General features: G+C 67.3%; 2 protein-coding genes. Both read left to right on the top strand.

Features of this window, described 5'->3' with window-relative positions:
• Positions 1 to 7: 7 nt before the first annotated feature.
• Positions 8 to 9,706 carry an amino acid adenylation domain-containing protein gene (locus tag AC25M7_RS22750; RefSeq protein ID WP_486971492.1) on the top strand — a complete coding sequence of 3,233 codons (9,699 nt, stop codon included), beginning with the start codon at positions 8 to 10 and terminating at the stop codon, positions 9,704 to 9,706.
• 1 nt (position 9,707) lies between these two features.
• Complete coding sequence (locus AC25M7_RS22745) at positions 9,708 to 18,350, top strand: amino acid adenylation domain-containing protein (RefSeq protein ID WP_486971491.1); 8,643 nt, start codon at positions 9,708 to 9,710, stop codon at positions 18,348 to 18,350.
• The last annotated feature ends 587 nt before the right edge of the window (positions 18,351 to 18,937 follow it).

The following is an 18,937-nucleotide window of genomic DNA, read 5'->3' as shown; positions in this document are numbered from 1 at the left end:
ATTCAAAGTGCAAGAGCTGCTCGACTCCGTAAAGTCGCTGTCCACCAGGGAGCGCAAGGCATTGGCAGCCTTGCTCAAGCGCCAGGGTGTCAACCTCTACGGGGTCACCCCGATCTTCAGAAGGGAATCTGCGGACGGGGCAGCGCTTTCATACGCACAGCAGCGCCAGTGGTTCCTCTGGCAGCTCGATCCGCACAGCGCCGCCTATAACATTCCGGCGGCGCTGCGGCTCAAGGGCGCGCTGGACATCGAAGCATTGCAGCGCAGCTTCGACAGCCTGGTGGCGCGCCACGAGACCCTGCGCACGACCTTCCGCCAGGAGGGTGACGGCGCGGTGCAGATCGTCCATCCGTCGATGCCGCTGGCATTGGCGGTGGAGCCGTTGGCGGTTGCCGATCCGACCAGCCTGGAAGCGGCCATCCGCGCGCGGGTGGAGGCCGAGGTGCAACAACCCTTCGACCTGCAACAGGGCCCGCTGCTGCGGGTCAGGCTGCTGGTGCTGGGGCCTGAAGAGCATGTGCTGATCCTCACCGTGCACCATATCGTCTCCGATGGCTGGTCCACGCCAATTTTGGTGGACGAGCTGATCCGTCTTTACCAAGGCTTGCGCCAGGGCTCGCCAGTGACCCTGGCCGAGCTGCCGATCCAGTACGCCGACTACGCGGTGTGGCAGCGTGACTGGATGGAAGCCGGCGAGCAGGAACGCCAGCTCGGCTACTGGCGCCAGCAACTGGCCGGCGAGCAACCGCTGCTGGAGCTGCCCGTCGACCGTCCGCGGCCGTCGGTGCAGAACTTCCACGGCGCGCGCCTGGCCATCGATATCGATGCCTCCCTGGCGCAGGCACTCAAGGCCTTGGCCCGCCAGCAGGGAGTGACCCTGTTCATGCTGTTGCTGGCGTCGTTCCAGACGCTGCTGCACCGCTACAGCGGGCAGGCCGATATCCGTGTCGGCGTACCGGTGGCCAACCGTGCCCGTGCCGAAACCCAGGGGCTGATCGGCTTCTTCGTCAATACCCAGGTGCTCAAGGCCGAGTTCGCGCCGCAGATCACCTTCACCGCGTTGCTGCAGCAGGTCCGCGAGGCCGCGCTGCAGGCCCAGGCGCACCAGGACCTGCCGTTCGAACAGCTGGTCGAGGCGCTGCAGCCCGAGCGCAGCATGAGCCACAACCCGCTGTTCCAGGTGCTGTTCAACCACCAGGCCGAAAGCCCGGGCATGGCCCGTCAGCTGGGTGAGCTGCAGGTCGAGGGCTTGAGCTGGGAAGGGCAGACCACCCAGTTCGACCTGATCCTCAACACCGCCGAACACGACGGCGGGCTGATCGCGGCACTGACCTACGCCACCTCGCTATTCGACCCGGCCACGGTCGAGCGCATCGGCCGGCATTGGCGCAACCTGTTGCAGGGCATCTGCCAGGACCACGCGCAGCGTGTGGCGCAATTGCCGTTGCTCGACATGGCTGAGCAAGGCGAGTGGAAAGCCGAAGTGCAGCGCTACCCAAGCACGCTGTGCGCCCATGAGCTGATCGAGGCGCAGGCGGCGCGTACGCCTGAGGCGATTGCCGTGACTTTCGCCGGGCAGGCGTTGAGCTATGACCAGCTCAACCGCCGCGCCAACCGTCTGGCCCACAAGCTGCGCGAGCAGGGCGTGGGGCCGGACGTGCTGGTGGGCATCGCCGTGGAGCGGGGGTTCGAGATGATCGTCGGCCTGCTGGCGATCCTCAAGGCCGGTGGCGCCTATGTGCCGCTGGATCCGGAGTACCCGCAGGATCGGCTCAGCTACATGATGGAAGACAGCGGCATTCAACTGCTGCTGGCTCAAGGGCATCTGCTGGCCGATCTGCCCGTACCGGCGCAGGTTCGCAGCCTGAAGCTGGAAGACGACCTGGCCGGTTACAGTGATCAGAACCCTGATCACCTGACCCAGCCGGACAACTTGGCCTATGTGATCTACACCTCTGGCTCGACCGGCAAGCCGAAAGGCACGCTGCTGCCGCATCACAACCTGCTGCGTCTGTTCAAGGCCACCGATGCCTGGTTCGGCTTCGGCCCGCAGGATGTGTGGACGCTGTTCCACTCCTATGCCTTCGACTTCTCGGTGTGGGAGATCTTCGGTGCGCTGCTGCACGGCGGTCGCCTGGTGATCGTGCCGCGTGAAGTGACCCGTTCGCCGGAAGACTTCCACCAGCTGCTGGTGGAGCAGGGTGTCACCGTGCTCAACCAGACCCCATCGGCGTTCAAGCCGCTGATGCGGGTGGCTTGTGACAGCGCTGATGATCTGGCACTGCGCTACGTGATCTTCGGTGGCGAGGCCTTGGACGTTGCGGCACTGCAACCGTGGTTCGAGCGCTTCGGCGAGGACTGCGACAACCTGATCAACATGTACGGCATCACCGAGACCACGGTCCACGTGACCTACCGGCCGATCCGCTTCGCCGATACGCAACAGCCGGGCAGCCCGATCGGTGCGGCGATTCCGGACCTGTCGATGTATGTACTGGATGCCGATTTCAATCAGGTGGCCAAGGGTTGCACGGGCGAGCTGCACGTCGGTCATGCCGGGCTGGCACGCGGTTACCACAACCGCGCCTCGTTGACTGCTGAACGCTTCGTGCCGGACCCGTTCTCCAGCGAAGGTGGACGTCTGTATCGCACCGGCGACCTGGCGCGATATCGCGGCCAGGAGGTGATCGAGTACGTGGGCCGGATCGACCATCAGGTGAAGATCCGAGGCTTCCGTATCGAACTGGGCGAGATCGAGGCGCGCCTGCAAGAGCATGCGTCGGTGCGCGAAGTGCTGGTGCTGGATATCGACGGGGCAGGGGGCAAGCAACTGGCGGCCTACCTGATCGCCCAAGACGAAAATGCAGACCACGTAGCGCTGCGCGACACGCTGAAACAGCATCTGAAAGCCAACCTGCCGGACTACATGGTCCCGACCCACTTCCTGGTGCTGGAGCAGTGGCCGCTGACGGCCAACGGCAAGCTGGACCGCAAGGCCCTGCCGAAACCGGATGCCAGTCAGCTGCAACAGGGCTACGTGGCCCCGCGAACGGCGCTGGAGCAACAACTGGCCGCGATCTGGAGCGAAGTGCTGAAAGTCGAGCAGGTTGGCTTGCACGACAACTTCTTCGAACTCGGCGGTCATTCGCTGCTGGCCACCCAGGTGACCTCGCGCATCCGCCAGCGCCTGGACCTGGAGGTCCCGCTGCGCAGCCTGTTCGAGTCCGCCGACCTTCTGGCCTTCGCCCAGGCCGCCGGCCAGGGTTCGGCCAGCCAGGCGCCTGCATTCACTGTCGTGGATCGCAGCCAACCGCTGCCCCTGTCCTACGCCCAGCAACGCCAGTGGTTCCTCTGGCAGCTGGAGCCTGAAAGCGCCGCCTACAACATCCCTTCGGCCCTGCGCCTGAAGGGCGAGCTGAACATCGAGGCCCTGCGCAGCAGCTTCGCCGCGCTGATCGCCCGTCATGAAACCCTGCGCACCACCTTCCATCAGGAAGGCGAGCAGACCTGGCAGCGCATCCACCCGGCCAGCGACTTCGACCTGGCTGTTGATGCGGTCAGCGCTGACCACTTGCAAGCGCGGGTGGCCGAAGAAGCCCGCCAGCCATTCCACCTGGAAAACGGCCCGCTGCTGCGTGCCCGCCTGCTGCGCCTGGCCGAAGACGACCATGTGCTGGTGCTGACCCTGCACCATATCGTCGCCGACGGCTGGTCGATGCCAATCATGGTCGACGAGGTGGTGCGCCTGTATGCCGGCTACTGTCAGGGCGCTGCCGCGCCACTGCCGGCCCTGGCGTTCCAGTACGCCGACTACGCCGCCTGGCAGCGCCAGTGGATGGCCGCTGGCGAGCAGACCCGCCAGCTGGACTACTGGCGCGGACAGCTGGGCGACGAGCAGCCAGTGCTGGAACTGCCGCTCGACCGTCCGCGTCCGCTGCTGCAGAGCCATGTCGGCGAGCGCCTGGACATCACCCTCGAGCGCGAGCTGGCCGAGGCCCTGAAGACTACGGCGCGCGAACAGGGCGTGACCCTGTTCATGCTGCTGCTGGCCTCGTTCCAGAGCCTGCTGCATCGCGTGTCCGGGCAAACCGATATCCGCGTCGGCGTGCCGATTGCCAACCGCACCCGAGCCGAAACCGAAGGCCTGATCGGCTTCTTCGTCAACACCCAGGTACTCAAGGCCGAGTTCGACCTGCGCACCACCTTCGGCGAGCTGCTGCAGCAGGTCAAGCACACCGCCCTGCAGGCCCAGGCCCACCAGGACTTGCCCTTCGAGCAACTGGTCGAGGCGCTGCAGCCCGAGCGCAGCCTGAGCCACAGCCCGTTGTTCCAGGTGATGTTCAACCACCAGACCTACCGCGCAGGCGATGCCCGTCAACTGCCGGGGTTGACCGTGGAAGGGCTGGCCTGGGACAACCACACCGCTCAGCTGGACCTGAGCCTGGACACCTTCGAGAGCGACGACGGCCTGGGCGCAAGCCTGACCTATATCAGCGAGCTGTTCGAGCGCGCCACCGTCGAGCGCCTGGCCGGCTACTGGCTGGTCCTGCTGCGCGCCATCGCCCGGCAGCCGCAGCAGGCGATCAGCGACCTGGCGCTGCTGGACTTCGAGCAACAGCAGCAGCTGGCGAGCGGGTCCGAACAATCTGCCGATTTCAGCGCCGCCCCTTGCGTGCACCAGCTGTTCGAGGCGCAGGCCGCCCAGGCCCCGCAAGCCGTGGCGCTGGTCTGCGAGGGCAAGCAACTGACCTACCAGGCGCTGAACCGCCGCGCCAACCGCATTGCCCACAAGCTGCGCGCCCTCGGTGTCGGCCCGGACGTACCGGTCGGCATCGCCATCGAGCGCGGCCTGGACATGGTGGTCAGCGTGCTGGCGGTGCTCAAGGCCGGCGGCGCCTATGTGCCGCTGGACCCCGACTACCCCCACGACCGCCTGGCCTACATGATCCAGGACAGCGGCCTGCGCCTGCTGCTGACCCAGTCGGGCGTGCTGGCGCGCCTGAACGTTGCCCCAGAGGTCCGCAACCTGTGCCTGGACCAGGGTGACGACTGGCTGCAAGGCTGCGTCGAGGACGACCTGGCCAACCTGACCCAGGCGGACAACCTGGCGTACATCATGTACACCTCCGGCTCCACTGGCCGCCCCAAGGGCGTTGGCATCAGCGCCGCGGCCCTGCGCGGGCACGTGCTGGGCTTCGTCGGCCGCTTCGGGCTGACGGCGGCGGACCGGGCGCTGCAGTTCTCCACCTTCAACTTCGACGCCTTCGTCGAGCAGCTGTACCCGGCGCTGGTCTGCGGCGCCCGCGTGGTGCTGCGCGGCCAGGCGCTGTGGGACAGCGAGACCTGGTACCGCCAGGTGCTGGAGCAGGGCGTGACCTTCAGCGATCTGCCGACCGCCTACTGGCACATGCTGGCCAAGGACTTCGCCGCCCATGGGCCGCGGGATTACGGTCAGCTGCGCCGCGTGCACATGGGCGGCGAAGCCATGGCCGCCGATGGCGTGCTGGCCTGGCGTGCCGCGGGGCTGGCCGGTGTGCGGCTGGTCAACACCTACGGCCCGACCGAGGCCACGGTGTGCATCACCAGCCATGACTGCAGCGACTATGTCACTGGCCAGGCCGCCTTGCCCGGCCAGATCCCGATCGGCCAGGCCCTGCCCGGACGCAGTGTCTACCTGGTCGATGCGGCCGGCAACCTGGCCTTGCCGGGTTCGATCGGCGAGCTGCTGGTGGGCGGCGAGCTGCTGGCCCGGGGTTACCACAACCGCCCGGGCCAGAGCGCCGAGCGCTTCATTCCCGACCCGTTCGGCGCCAGTGCCGGTGGGCGCCTGTACCGCACCGGCGACCTGGCGCGCTTGCGCGCCGATGGCGTCATCGAGTTCGTCGGCCGGGTCGACCATCAGGTGAAGATCCGCGGTTTCCGTATCGAGCTGGGCGAGATCGATGCCCGCCTGCGCGAGCACCCGGGGGTGCGCGAGGCGCTGGTGATCGACATCGACGGCGCGGGCGGCAAGCAACTGGCGGCCTACCTGGTGCCGAGCGCGCAGGCCGGTGACGATCTGCGTGCCGACCTGTTGCGTCACCTGAAGGCCGGCCTGCCGGAGTACATGGTGCCCGCGCACCTGGTGTTCCTCGAGGCGATGCCGCAGACGCCGAACGGCAAGCTCGACCGCAAGGCCTTGCCCAAGCCTGACGCCAGCCAGGCGCAAGCGGACTACGTGGCGCCGCGCAGCGAGCTGGAGCAACGCCTGGCCGCGATCTGGGCCGAGGTGCTCAAGGTCGAACAGGTCGGCCTGCACGACAACTTCTTCGAGCTCGGCGGCCACTCGCTGCTGGCGACCCAGGTGATTGCCCGGGTGCGCCAGGGGCTGGGCCTGGAGCTGGCGTTGCGCAGTCTGTTCGAGTGCCCCGACCTGCAAGGCTTCGCCGCGCTCGCCGCACAAGGCAGTACCAGCCTGGCTCCGGCGTTGCTGCCGGTGGACCGCGGCCAGCCGCTGGCGCTGTCCTATGCCCAGCAGCGCCAGTGGTTCCTCTGGCAACTGGAGCCGGGCAGCGCCGCCTATCACATCCCCGCCGCCCTGCAACTCAAAGGCCGGCTTAACCTGGAAGCGCTGCGCCAGGCGTTCGAGGCCCTGGTGGCCCGTCACGAAAGCCTGCGTACCACCTTCCACCAGGAGGGCGGACAAGCGCTGCAGCGCATTCACCCGGCGAGCACCTTCACCCTGGTCATGGAGTCGCTCCAGGACACCCGCGCCGAGGCGGTTCGCGAGCGCGTGGCCCGCGAAGTGCAGCGCCCGTTCGACCTGAGCCAGGGGCCGCTGCTGCGGGTACGCCTGCTACGCCTGGCCGAGGACGATCACGTGCTGGTGCTGACCCTGCACCACATCGTCGCCGATGGCTGGTCGATGCCGATCATGGTCGACGAAGTGGTCGACGCCTACCTGGCCTTGAGCCAGGGCCAGCAACCCGAGCTGCCTGCCCTGGCCGTGCAGTACGCCGACTACGCCGCCTGGCAGCGCCAGTGGATGGAGGCCGGCGAGCAGGCCCGCCAGCTGGACTACTGGCTGGCGCAGCTGGGTGGCGAGCACTATGTGCTGCAACTGCCCACCGATCACCCGCGTCCCACCGTGCAGAGCCATGCCGGACGCAGCCTGACCCTCGAGGTCCCGGCGGCCCTGGCCCAGGCGCTCAAGGCGCAGGCGCGCGAGCAAGGGGTGACCTTGTTCATGCTGCTGCTGGCTTCGTTCCAGAGCTTGTTGCACCGCCAGACCGGCCAGGCCGATATCCGCGTCGGCGTGCCGATCGCCAACCGCACCCGGGCCGAGACCGAAGGGCTGATCGGCTTCTTCGTCAACACCCAGGTGCTCAAGGCCGAGTTCGACCTGCAGACCACCTTCAGCGAGCTGCTGCAGCAGGTCAAGCACACCGCCCTGCAGGCCCAGGCCCACCAGGACCTGCCGTTCGAGCAACTGGTCGAGGCGCTGCAACCGGAGCGCAGCCTCAGCCACAACCCGCTGTTCCAGGTGATGTTCAACCACCAGGCCTACCGTGCGGAGAATGTCCGCGAGCTGCCGGGGCTGAGCATCGCCGGCCTGGCCTGGGACAATCCCACGGCGCATCTCGACCTGGCCCTGGACACCTTTGAGAGCGAGGACGGCCTGGGCGCGACCCTGACCTACGTCAGCGACCTGTTCGAGCACGCCAGCATCGAGCGCATGGCCGGGCACTGGCTGAACCTGTTGCAGGCGGTCAGCACCCAGCCGGCCCAGCGCATCGTCGAACTGCCGCTGCTGGATGCGGCGCAGCGCCAGACCCTCCTTGAGCAATGGAGCCGGCACGAGGCCGTCTACCCCGACCAGCGCACCGTGCAGCAGCTGATTGCCGACCAGGCCGCGCGCACGCCGCAGGCCACGGCGCTGATCTGCGAAGGGCAGCAGCTCACCTACCAGGCCCTGGACCAGCGCGCCAACCAGCTGGCCCACCGCCTGCGCCAGGAAGGCATCGGCCCGGATGTTCGCGTGGGCATCGCCCTGCCGCGCAGCCTGGACATGGTGGTCGGCCTGCTGGCGGTGCTCAAGGCCGGCGGCACTTATGTGCCACTGGACCCCGACTACCCGCACGAGCGCCTGGCCTACATGATGGAGGACAGCGGCATCGTCCTGCTGCTCGGCCACAGCGCGCAGCTGCAGGACCTGGCCGTGGCGCCGCACGTGCGCAGCCTGTGCCTGGACAGCGAGGCCCTTGACGCCTGGCCGAGCCATGCATTGCCCGAGCTGGGCGACCCCGACAACCTGGCGTACATCATGTACACCTCCGGTTCCACCGGCCGTCCCAAGGGCGTGGGCATCAGCGCTGCCGCCCTGAGCCGGCACGCCCATGTCGCCAAGGGCTTCTGCGGGCTGTCGGCGGCCGACCGGGTGCTGCAGTTCTCCACCTTTAACTTCGACGCCTTCGTCGAGCAGCTGTACCCGGCGCTGATCTGCGGCGCCAGCGTGGTGGTGCGCGGCCCGACACTGTGGGACAGCGAGACCTTCTACCGCGAAGTGCTGAGCCAAGGCATCACCTTCGCCGACCTGCCGACCGCCTACTGGTACCTGCTGGCCAAGGACTTCGCGGCCAAGGGCCCGCGCGACTATGGCGTGCTGCGCCAGGTGCACATGGGCGGCGAGGCCATGGCCGCCGACGGCGTGCTGGCCTGGCAACAGGCCGGGCTCGGCCATGTGCGCCTGCTCAACACCTACGGGCCGACCGAGGCTACCGTCAGCGTCATGAGCCATGACTGCAGTGCCTATGTCACCGGCGAGCAGCCCCTGCCGGTGCAGGTCCCGATCGGCAAGGCCCTGGCCGGGCGTTCGATCCACCTGGTGGATGCCGACGGCGACCTGGCCCTGCCAGGGGCCATCGGCGAGCTGCTGGTGGGTGGCGAGCTGCTGGCCCGCGGTTACCACAACCGCCCGGGGCTGACCGCCGAGCGTTTCATCCCCGATCCGTTCGCCACTACGCCGGGTGCCCGCCTGTACCGCACCGGCGACTTGGCGCGCTATCGCGAACAGGGGCTGGTCGAGTACGCCGGGCGCATCGATCACCAGGTGAAGATCCGCGGTTTCCGTATCGAGCTGGGCGAGATCGAGGCGCGCCTGCGCGAGCATCCGGCGGTGCGCGAGGTGCTGGTGGTCGATATCGACGGCCCGGGCGGCAAGCAACTGGCCGCCTACCTGGTGCCCAACGCGATGCCCGAGGAGCAGGGCGGCCTGCGCGCCGAACTGAAGGCGCACCTGGGCGCCAGCCTGCCGGACTACATGGTGCCGATGTACCTGGTGCTGCTCGAGCGCATGCCTCTGCTACCCAACGGCAAGCTCGACCGCAAGGCGCTGCCGGCCCCCGATACCCGCCAGGCGCAGTCGGCCTACGTGGCCCCGGTCAGCGAACTGGAGCAGCAGTTGGCGGCGCTCTGGGCCGAGGTGCTGGAGGTCGAGCGGGTGGGCCTGAATGACGACTTCTTCGAGCTGGGCGGGCATTCGCTGCTGGCGGCCCAGCTGATGTCCAAGATCAACTCGGGCCTGGGGATCGACATCCCGCTGCGCCTGCTATTCGAGAAACCGCAATTGAATGATTTTGCCCAGGCTTGTGCCTCCACCGGCCTGTCGTTGAGCGAGGACGGCTTGTCCGATATCGAAAGAATGATGAATGAAATGGCGGGCGTCTGAGATGGACAAAAGCACAGCAGAACGTATCGCCAAGCGCTTTGTGGGCCTTGCCCTGGAGCAGCGTCGGCAGATCCTCGACAAGATGCGCGAGACCGGGCAGAGCTTCCGCCTGTTGCCGATCGCCGTCACCCGCCACGACAGCCCGCGCATCCCGCTGTCCTATGCCCAGCAGCGCATGCTGTTCCTCTGGCAGCTGGAGCCGCAGAGCAGCTTCTACAACGTGCCGATGGCGGTGCGCCTGAGCGGTTCGCTGAACCAGCAGGCCCTGGCCGAGGCCCTGGACGCGCTGGTGCGGCGTCACGAAAGCCTGCGCACGCGTTTCGTCTCCGAGGAGGGGGAGTTTCACCAGCAGGTCCTTGAGCAGTCGGGCGTGAGCCTGGAAGTGCGCGAGGTACAGGCCGGGCCGGGCGAGGATATCGAACAGTGCCTGCGCACCGAGGTGCGTGAGGCACTGGATGCGCCTTTCGACCTGCTCGACGGGCCGCTGCTGCGGGTCCGGTTGCTGCGCCTGGCGCCCACCGAACATGTGCTGACGGTGTGCATGCACCATATCGTCTCCGACGGCTGGTCGGGCGAGCTGATGGTGCAGGAGTTCGTGCACCTGTACGAAGCGCTGTCCCAGGGCCGCGCCGCCGACCTGCCACCGCTCGAGGTGCAGTACGCCGACTATGCGATCTGGCAGCGCGCCTGGCTCGAGGCCGGCGAGGGCGAGCGCCAGTTGCAGTACTGGAAGCAGCAACTGGGGGACGAGCACCCGGTGCTGGAACTGCCGTTGGATCATAAGCGTCCGGCGCACCCCAGCTACCGCGGCGCGACCCTGCGCAGCGATGTGCCGGCGGCGCTGTCGGCCAAGCTCAAGGCCCAGGCGCGCAGCCAGGGCCAGACCGTGTTCATGCTGACCCTCGCGGCCCTGGCCGTGACCCTGGCGCGCTACAGCGGCCAGGCCGACATCCGCATCGGCGCGCCCAATGCCGGGCGCAACCGCAAGGAAGTCGAAGGCCTGATCGGCTTCTTCATCAACACCCAGGTGCTGCGGGTGCAGGTGGACGAGCGCCAGAGCGGCGCGGCCCTGCTGGAGCAGGTGAAGCAGGTGGTCAGCGGCGCGCAGTCGCACCAGGAACTGCCGTTCGAGCACCTGGTGGATGCCCTGGCGCCGGAGCGCAACCTGGGGCACAACCCGCTGTTCCAGGTGAAGATCAACCAGAATATGGCCGACACCGAGGCAGGCGCCCAAGCCCGGCAGACACTGGGCGAGCTGAGCGTCAGCGGTTTCCCGGTCGAAGGCAACGATGCCCGTTTCGACCTGGCCTACGACTTCACCGAGACCCCCGAGGGCCTGCAAGGCTACTTCAACTACAGCACGGACCTGTTCGAGGCCGCGACCATCGAGCGCCTGGCCGCTTCGTTCCAGGCGGTGCTGCGCACGCTCGTCGAGCACCCCGAGGCGGTGCTGTGCGAACACCCCGATGCCCAGGCCGCGCAGGTCGAGGCCAGCACCCACAGCTGGCCGCAGGCGGACTTCCTCGCCCTGTGGCGCCAGGGCCTGAACACCGGTGCCGAGCAGCCGGCGCTGCGCGCGGGTGATCGTATGGTCAGCTACGCGGAGCTGGAGCAGCAAGCCAACCGCTTCGCTCACTATCTGCAGGCACAGGGTATCGCCCCGGGCATGACCGTGGCGCTGTGCCAGGAGCGCTCCATCGAATGGGTGACCAGCCTGCTGGCCGTGCTCAAACTGGGCGCGGTGTACCTGCCGCTGGACAGCCGCCAGCCCGCCGAACGCCTGCAGCAGCTGCTGCAGGCTAGCGACGCGCGCCTGCTGGTGCACGCCTTGGGCGACGCCCAGGCGGCGGGGCTGGGCGTGTGCCCGGCGCTGGCTTTTGACGCAGCGCAGCACGGCGACCGCAGCGACCAGCCACCGGCGGTACACATCGATCCGCAGCAAGCGGCCTACATCATCTACACCTCGGGTTCCACCGGGCAGCCCAAGGGCGTGGTGATCAGCCACGGCGCACTGGCCAACTACCTGCAGGGCGTGCTGCAACGCCTCGACCTGCAACCCGGCGCCAGCCTGGCGATGGTCTCCACCGTGGCCGCGGACCTGGGCCACACCGTGCTGTTCGGCGCGCTGGCCTCGGGCCGGCTGCTGCACCTGCTGGGCCACGACCAGGGCTTCGATCCGGACGGTTTTGCCAGCTACATGGCCGAGCACCGGGTCGATGTGCTGAAGATCGTGCCCAGCCACCTGCAAGGCCTGCTGCAGGCCGCGCAGCCTGAGCGGGTGTTGCCCGAGCAACTGCTGATCCTCGGCGGCGAGGCCAGCTCCTGGGCCCTGATCGAGCAGGTCCGGCGTCTGAAGCCCGGCTGCCGGATCATCAACCACTATGGTCCGACCGAGACCACCGTGGGCATCCTCACCCACGAAGTCGGCGAACGCCTGCCCGGCTGGCGCAGCGTGCCGGTGGGCCGGCCGCTGGACAACGGTCAGGCGCGGGTGCTGGATGCCTACCTCAATCCGCTGCCCGAGCGGGTGGCAGGCGATTTGTACCTGGGTGGCCAGGGCCTGGCCCAGGGCTATGTCGGCCAGCCGGGGCTGACCGCCGAGCGTTTCGTCCCCGACCCCTTTGGCCAGAACGGCGAGCGGCTGTACCGTGCCGGTGACCGCGCGCGCCTGGACCAGGGCGTGCTGGAATACCTGGGGCGCGGCGACGACCAGGTGAAGATTCGCGGCTACCGGGTCGAGCCGGGCGAAGTTGGCCAGGTGCTGCAAGGCCTGCCTGGGGTCGGCGAAGCCGTGGTGCTGGCGCTGCCCCTGGACAGCGATCCGTCGCGTCTGCAACTGGTGGCCTGGGCCGTGCCGGCGGCGGGCGTCGAGTTGCAGGTCGAGGCGCTGCGCCAGGCCTTGCAGGCGCGCCTGCCGGAGTACCTGGTACCGGCACAGGTGCTGCTGCTCGAGCGCCTGCCACTGACCGCCAACGGCAAGCTGGACAAAAAGGCCCTGCCCAAGCCGGGCGTGGCCAGGCAGCGCTACACCGCGCCGGTGGGCGAAATCGAGGAGAAACTTGCCGCGATCTGGTGCGAAGTGCTCAAGCGCGAGCAGGTGGGCAGCACCGACAACTTCTTCGAGCTGGGCGGCGATTCCATCCTCAGCCTGCAGATCATCGCCCGGGCCAAGCGCCAGGGCATCAAGCTGAGCCCCAAGCAGCTGTTCGAGAAGCAGACCATCGGCCAACTGGCGGCGGTGGCCAAGCTGATCGAGAAGAAGCCGGCAGCCGAAGTGGTCGAGCTGGTGAGCGGCTCGTTGGCGTTGCTGCCGATCCAGGCGCGCTTCTTCGATACCGCGATTCCCCAGCGTCACCACTGGAACCAGGCGGTGATGCTGAGCCCACGCCAGCCGTTGACCGTGGCGTTGCTGCAGGCGGCGCTCAAGCTGCTGGTGGAGCAGCACGATGCCCTGCGCCTGCGGTTCAGCGAAGAGCAGGGGCAGTGGCATGGGCAATTCGCGCCGGTCGATGCGCAGCAGTTGCTGTGGGTGCATCAGCTGGACGACGCCGCGCGCCTGCCGGAGCTGGCCGACGAGGCCCAGCGCAGCCTGGACCTGAAGCATGGCCCGTTGCTGCGGGTGGTGCTGATCGACCTGCCCGAAGGCCAGCAGCGCCTGCTGGTGGTGATCCATCACCTGGTGGTCGACGGCGTGTCCTGGCGCGTCCTGCTCGAAGACCTGCAGGCGGCCTGCCAGGCCCTGTTGGCCGGCAAGACGCCGGTGCTGCCGGCCAAGAGCAGCTCGCTCAAGGCCTGGGCCGAGCACCTGCGCGAGCATGCCCGCAGCCCCGCGCTGGCGGCCGAGCTGGCTTACTGGCAGGCGCAGTTGCAGGGTGTCAGCGACGTCCTGCCCGGGGCGAACCCAGAGGGCGGTCAGCAGCGTAAACATGAGATCTCGGTGCGCACCCAGCTGAACGCCGAGCTGACCCGGCAACTGCTGCAGGAGGCGCCGGCCGCCTACCGCACCCAGGTCAACGACCTGCTGCTGACGGCGCTGGCCCGGGTCATCCGCCGCTGGACCGGCGAGGCGCACGCGCTGATTCGCCTGGAAGGCCACGGCCGCGAAGACCTGTTCGACGACCTCGACATCACCCGCACGGTCGGTTGGTTCAGCAGCCTGTATCCATTGAAACTGACCCCGGCAAGCGACTTGGGCGCATCGATCATGGCGGTCAAGGAACAGCTGCGCGCCGTGCCGGCCAAGGGCATCGGCTACGGCGTGCTGCGCTACCTGGGCGACGAGCAGGCCCGCCAGGCCCTCGGCGCCCTGGCCCAGGGCAGCATCGTATTCAACTACCTGGGGCAGTTCGATGGCAGCTTCGACAGCGAGCAGGGCCTGTTCGTCCCTGCGCCGGAAGGCGCGGGACAGGGGCAGAGCCCGGAGGCGCCGCTGGGCAGCCTGCTCAGCATCGATGGCCAGGTCTACGCCGGTGAACTGGCCCTGGACTGGAGTTTCAGCAGCGCCGTGTTCGAGCGTGGGCAGATCCAGCGCCTGGCCGACGAGTACGCCGAGGAACTGCGCCAGCTGATCGCCCACTGCACCACCCCGGGCGTGGCGGGCGTGACGCCGTCGGACTTCCCGCTGGCCAGCCTCGACCAGCGCCAGTTGGCGGCGTTGCCGGTGGCGGCGGGCAATATCGAGGACATCTACCCGCTGTCGCCGATGCAGCAGGGCATGCTGTTCCACAGCCTCTACGAGCAGGCGGCGGGCAACTACATCAACCAGCTGCGGGTCGAGGTGCAGGGCCTGGATGTGCCACGCTTCGTCGCGGCCTGGCAGGCCACCCTGGACAGCCACGAGGTGCTGCGCAGCAGCTTCGTCAGCGGTTACGACCAGTCGCTGCAGGTTGTCCTGCGCGAGGTGCGCCTGCCGCTGGTGGAACTGGACTGGCGCGCTCAGGCCGACCTGCCGACCGCGTTGCAGGCCTGGGCCGAGGCCGACCTGCGCGCCGGCTTCGACCTGGCCAGCGGTCCGCTGCTGCGCCTGGCGGTGATCCGTACCGGCGAGCAGCACTACCAGCTGGTATTGACCAACCACCATATCCTGCTGGATGGCTGGAGCAGCTCGCGGCTGTTCGGCGAGGTGCTGCAGCGTTACGCCGGTGTCGTGCCAACGGCCAAGACCAGCCGTTACCGCGACTATATCCAGTGGCTGCAACATCAGGACCAGCAGGCCAGTGAAACCTTCTGGCGCGAGCGCCTGGCCGGGCTGGACGAGCCTACGCGCCTGGCCCAGGCCTTGCGGTCCGACGCCCAGGGGCATGGGCAGGCCGAGCATGAGGTTACGCTCGATGCACGGCGCACCCAGCGCCTGGGCGATTTTGCCCGGGAGCAGCGGGTCACCCTCAACACCCTGGTCCAGGCGGCCTGGCTGCTGCTGTTGCAGCGCTACACCGGCCAGGCCAGCGTGACCTTCGGTGCCACCGTGGCGGGTCGCCCGACCGAGCTGCCGGGCGTCGAGGAGCAGCTGGGACTGTTCATCAACACCTTGCCGGTGGTTGCCAGCCCACGTTCCGAGCAGCGTGTTGACGAGTGGGTGCAACAGGTCCAGGCACTGAATCTGGCCTTGCGCGAGCATGAGCACACGCCGCTGTACGAGATCCAGCGCTGGGCCGGCTGGAGCGGCGAGGCGCTGTTCGACACTATCCTGGTGTTCGAGAACTACCCGGTGTCCGAGGCTTTGCAGGCCGGTGCACCCCAGGAGCTGGCGTTCGGCGAGGTGGTCAGCCAGGAACAGACCAACTATCCGCTGACGCTGGTGGCACAGGTGGGCGACAGGTTGTCGGCCAGCTTCAAGTTCGATCGCGCCCGTTACGCCGAATCGGCTGTCGGGCAGTTGGCGACGCACTTCGTCGAGCTGCTGGAAGGGCTGGCGGACGCGCCGCAACGGGCCTTGGGCGAGATTGCCCTGAGCGCCGATCCGGAGCAGGTGATTGCCAGCTATCCGAGCATGGCGTGTGCCCATGAGCTGATCGAGGCGCAGGCAGCACGTACGCCTGAGGCGGTCGCCGTGACCTTCGCCGGCCAATCGCTGAGCTACGACCAGCTCAACCGCCGCGCCAACCGTCTGGCCCACAAGCTGCGCGAGCAGGGCGTGGGGCCGGATGTGCTGGTGGGTATTGCGGTGGAGCGCGGGTTCGAGATGATCGTTGGCCTGCTGGCGATCCTCAAAGCCGGGGGCGCCTATGTGCCGCTGGATCCGGAGTACCCGCAGGAGCGCCTGAGCTACATGATGGAAGACAGCGGCATTCAACTGCTGCTGGCTCAAGGGCATCTGCTGGCCGATCTGCCCGTACCGGCGCAGGTTCGCAGCCTGAAGCTGGAAGACGACCTGGCCGGTTACAGTGATCAGAACCCTGATCACCTGACCCAGCCGGACAACCTGGCCTACGTGATCTACACCTCGGGTTCCACCGGCAAGCCGAAAGGTACGCTGCTGCCACACCACAACCTGCTGCGTCTGTTCAAGGCCACCGACGCCTGGTTCGGCTTCGGCCCGCAGGATGTGTGGACGCTGTTCCACTCGTACGCGTTCGACTTCTCGGTGTGGGAGATTTTCGGCGCGCTGCTGCACGGCGGTCGCCTGGTGATCGTGCCGCGTGAGGTGACCCGTTCGCCGGAAGACTTCCACCAACTGCTGGTGGAGCAGGGCGTGACCGTGCTCAACCAGACCCCGTCGGCGTTCAAGCCGCTGATGCGGGTGGCCTGTGACAGTGCTGATGATCTGGCACTGCGCTATGTGATCTTCGGTGGCGAAGCCCTGGATGTGGCGGCACTGCAACCGTGGTTCGAGCGTTTCGGCGAGGACTGCGACAACCTGATCAACATGTACGGCATCACCGAGACCACGGTCCATGTGACCTACCGGCCGATCCGCTTCGCCGATACGCAACAGTCGGGCAGCCCGATCGGTGCGGCGATTCCGGACCTGTCGATGTATGTACTGGATGCCGATTTCAATCCGGTGGCCAAGGGTTGCACGGGCGAGCTGCACGTCGGTCATGCCGGCCTGGCACGCGGTTACCACAACCGCGCCTCGTTGACTGCTGAACGCTTCGTGCCGGACCCGTTCTCCAGCGAAGGTGGGCGCCTGTACCGCACCGGCGACCTGGCGCGTTATCGCGGCCAGGAGGTGATCGAGTACGTGGGTCGGATCGACCACCAGGTGAAGATCCGAGGCTTCCGTATCGAACTGGGCGAGATCGAGGCACGCCTGCAAGAGCATGCGTCGGTGCGCGAAGTGCTGGTGCTGGATATCGACGGGGCAGGGGGCAAGCAACTGGCGGCCTACCTGATCGCTCAAGATCCATCCACCGACCACGCCGCCCTGCGCGACACGCTGAAACAGCACCTGAAAGCCAACCTGCCGGACTACATGGTCCCGACCCACTTCCTGGTGCTGGAGCAGTGGCCGCTGACGGCCAACGGCAAGCTGGACCGCAAGGCCCTGCCGAAGCCCGACGCCAGCCAGCTACAACAGGGCTACGTGGCCCCGCGTACGGCGCTGGAGCAACAACTGGCCGCGATCTGGAGCGAAGTGCTGAAGGTCGAGCAGGTTGGCCTGCACGACAACTTCTTCGAGCTCGGCGGCCACTCTTTGCTGGTGATCACGCTGGTGAACAGGGTACGTGAAGCTTTCGCCATCAACATCAGCCTGCATGAGTTCATGCTGATGGCGAGCTTCGAGGAACTGGCGAATTTCATCGGCGGCGGCAAGGATCGCCTGAAAACGTCGGTGATCAACCTCAACGGTTGCCAACGCCAGCGTCCGGCGCTGTTCTGCCTGCCGCCGGGCGGCGGCGGTGCCTACGCTTACTACCCGCTGGCCAGCCGCCTGGCCGACGAGCGTCCGGTGTATGGCCTGGTCAACAAGTGCTATGCCGTGCCGGGCTGGGTGGACGAGTCCTGGGAGGCGATGGTCGGCTACTACGTCGAGCAGATCCGCCGCACCCAGGCCAGCGGCCCTTACCATCTGCTGGGCTGGTCCCTGGGCGGCGCCCTGGCGCTGGAGGTGGCTCATGCCCTGGAGCAGGCCGGTCAGGAGGTGGGCTTCGTCGGCCTGGTCGATACCCTGCTACCGAAGGACGTGTCCGGCCTCGAGGCCGAGCCCGTCGAGGTGGTGCAGGTAGCGCGGGCGGACGAGAGCCTGCTGCGTGGGCTGCTGGCGTTTGCTCCGGGTGTGGGTGAAGCCCGTATCGTCGGTTTCATCGACGAGGCCGGGCGTCTGCCGGCCGAGGTCGACCGGACCGAATGGGTCATCAAGCAGGTGGCCGCTGCCGGGGGCGTCAGTGCCGAGCGGCTGCGGGCCATTCATGAGGATGTGCATCTGCAGCGGGAGATCGTCGATGGTTTCGCTGTTCTCGATCGCAACGTCGAACTGAGCCAGGCGTTTCGCCTGCGGCCGCTGGCGGTCCGGGTGGATTGCTGGTGGGCCAGCGAGAGCCGTAGCTTGGAACGGGTGCGGATGGGGGAGGCGGGGTTGCTGGCGCAGGCTTCGGTCAACGGGCTGGCTAGCTCGACGGTGATCGCTGATGGGCATGAGGGGGTTATTAATGCCGTGGCGTTTGTCGATGGGCTGGTGGGGCGGTTGGCTGGTAAGGCTTGAGATTGATGAGTGACTTTGGGCGGGTAGGGCTTTAGGTCCTATCCGTTCTTTATTGTGAGTCTGGTGCTTCTGCCTGTGTGGGAGCGCGTGTTGTTGTTGTTGTTGTTGTTGTTGTTGTTGTTGTTGGGTGGTTTTTAAAGTTGTATGCGTATTCATTTATGATGTCGACGCTTATTCACCTTTCCGCCCTTACGGCCAGCCCTTTCAAGGTCTTGCGATTTTTGAGATATGACGTTTCCAGCTCAATATTGCCGGGGCTGCTTTGCAGCCCTTTCGCGACACAAGGCCGCTCCTACGAGGGGCGCGGTCACATGTAGGAGCGGCCTTGTGTCGCGAAAGGGTCGCAAAGCGACCCCGGCAATTCCAAGTCGAACGCTAATTTTCAAGACCTTGAAAGGGCTGGCCCTTACGGCGGGTTACTTTGGTCTTAACTCGCCGTCCGCGGCCAAAGTAACCAAAGCCGCTGCGCTCCATTCATACGGCCCCTGCGCTTCGCTCCGGGGTTCCCTCACTCCGGCCTTGCTCCCGGGAGGACCGCGCTGCAGGGCCCATCCTGGGCCCCAGCGCTTGACGGGCATCCATGCCCG

The sequence above is a fragment of the Pseudomonas sp. P106(2024) genome (assembly GCF_057480815.1).
This window is presented reverse-complemented; position numbering and strand designations above follow the sequence as displayed.

Excerpts from the sequence above, each read along its gene's own strand:
- AC25M7_RS22745 (WP_486971491.1), top strand. The coding sequence starts at position 9,708 with ATGGACAAAAGCACAGCAGAACGTATCGCCAAGCGCTTTGTGGGCCTT.